General features: G+C 61.7%; 1 protein-coding gene. It reads left to right on the top strand.

Translation table 11 applies throughout. From position 1 onward, the window contains the following. Positions 1-441: 441 nt before the first annotated feature. Positions 442-1545 (top strand): SGNH/GDSL hydrolase family protein, encoded by a 1104-nt coding sequence (locus C5O24_RS13020; RefSeq protein WP_237613083.1) that lies wholly within the window; start codon positions 442-444, stop codon positions 1543-1545. Positions 1546-1897 lie beyond the last annotated feature (352 nt).

Here is a 1897-nt window from a genome sequence, read left to right as displayed (position 1 = left end):
GGGTTGTGGCGCAGAGCCCGCCGGAGGGGCGTCCGGGGCGAGGGGGGCCCGGGCTGGCGCGGGGCGGCTGATCGCGCCTGCGCCGCAGCTCGGCCGGGTGAGGTGGGCGGCTCTCCCCCCGGTCTACGCGTCACGCTCCCCTGCCTCGCTGACGCACGGCGGGGTGGCGTGCCGCTCCGAACCGGGGATAGCGTCTGCCCGCACGCTCCGCGGCTCCGAGGGCGGTTTTTTTTGAGCGGCGGGGTGGGGATTTCGCTATTATTTTGTAAATTTGTAGGTGGGGCAGGCTGTCGCAAGACGACTATACAATTTTTCTTACCTGAATCAACAAATCATGCGGCAATCAGGCCACATAATGATAAAACCGTACACTGACTTCATGCGCAATGAAAGCGACAAGACAATAATACCCACAACGCGACAATACATACCAATCACGCGATGAAAGCAATCAGATCACTCGCCATCACGGCCATGATGCTCACTGCAGCAGCGGCATCGGCACAGACAACTACATGGAACGACCCGATGAAGGCCGGATACCCGACAGTACAGAACCAGGCATGGACCTCGGAGATAGGACATAGCTATGTGCGCATGCCCGACCGCGCCGAGGCGCAGGTGCGCAAGCCTCTGTGGGATCTGAGCCGCAATTCGGCCGGACTCGCCCTCTACTTCACCACCAACTCTCCGACGATCACCGTGCGCTACAAGATCAGCGGCGCCCAGACTATGCCCCACATGCCCGCCACGGGAGTGTCGGGAGTCGATCTCTACCGCATCGACTCCGTCGGCGGTCAGGATTTCTGCTTCGGCAGCTATTCGTTCGGCCCCAAAGTGCAATACAGCTACTCGGCTCTCGCCCCCTCCGACCTTAGCGGAGCCGATCGCGAATACCATCTCAACCTGCCGCTCTACAACACCATCGACTCTCTGGAGATCGGCGTGGCCGAAGGCTCGCGGTTCAGCTTCCTGCCGAAGCGCACCGAGAAGCCTATCGTGGTCTACGGCACCTCGATAGCGCAGGGCGCCTGCTCCTCGCGTCCAGGCATGTCGTGGATCAATATCGTCAGGCGCAACCTCTCGGACTATCCAGTGGTGAATCTCGGATTCTCGGGCAACGGACGTCTTGAGCCGGAAGTACTCGCGCTGATAGCCGAGATCGACGCCGAGATGTTTGTGCTCGACTGCATGCCCAATCTGACCCAGAAGAGCGCCGACGAAGCCCGCGACCTGGTGCTTGCCGCCGTGGCACAGCTCCGCAAGAGCAGCGACGCCCCGATAATACTCGTGGAGCACGCCGGCTACAGCAACGCCCCGACCAACGCCGCGCAGCTCGACTGCTACACGCGCCTCAACCGCGGACAGCGTCAGGCCTACGAGCAGCTAAAGGCCCAGGGGGTGAAGGATCTTCACTACGTGAGCCACGACGAACTCGCCTACCCCTCCGACGCATGGGTAGACTATGTGCACCCCTCCGATCTTGGAGCACAGCGCCAGGCCGACGTGCTGACGGAGAAGATACGCTCCGTCAGAAACCACTGATACCCTGAACATCAACCAATCTACTCCATCCATCACACATAACACACTATGAAACTACTCAACACGCTGCTGCTCGCGGCCGCAACGGCAGGCGTCGCCGCGATAGCCATAGCAGAGATCGATCTCAACTGATATTCTCATCCATATCACAGTTGCGTTGCGTCGTCCCCCCGAGGGCGACGCAACGTCGTGTATAATAGAGCGGGCGCAGAGCGAGGTGGGCGGCCTGGGCTGGCGCGAGCGGCTGATCTCGCATGCTCCGCAGCTCGGCCGAACGGGGGGCGTCTCTCTCCTTCCCCCGGTCTACGCGTCACGCTCCCCTGCCCCGCTGACGCGTGGCAGGCGGTGGCGT

The sequence above is a fragment of the Paramuribaculum intestinale genome (assembly GCF_003024925.1).
GTDB classification, from domain to species: domain Bacteria; phylum Bacteroidota; class Bacteroidia; order Bacteroidales; family Muribaculaceae; genus Paramuribaculum; species Paramuribaculum intestinale.
This window is presented reverse-complemented; position numbering and strand designations above follow the sequence as displayed.

Excerpts from the sequence above, each read along its gene's own strand:
- C5O24_RS13020 (WP_237613083.1), top strand. The coding sequence starts at position 442 with ATGAAAGCAATCAGATCACTCGCCATCACGGCCATGATGCTCACTGCA.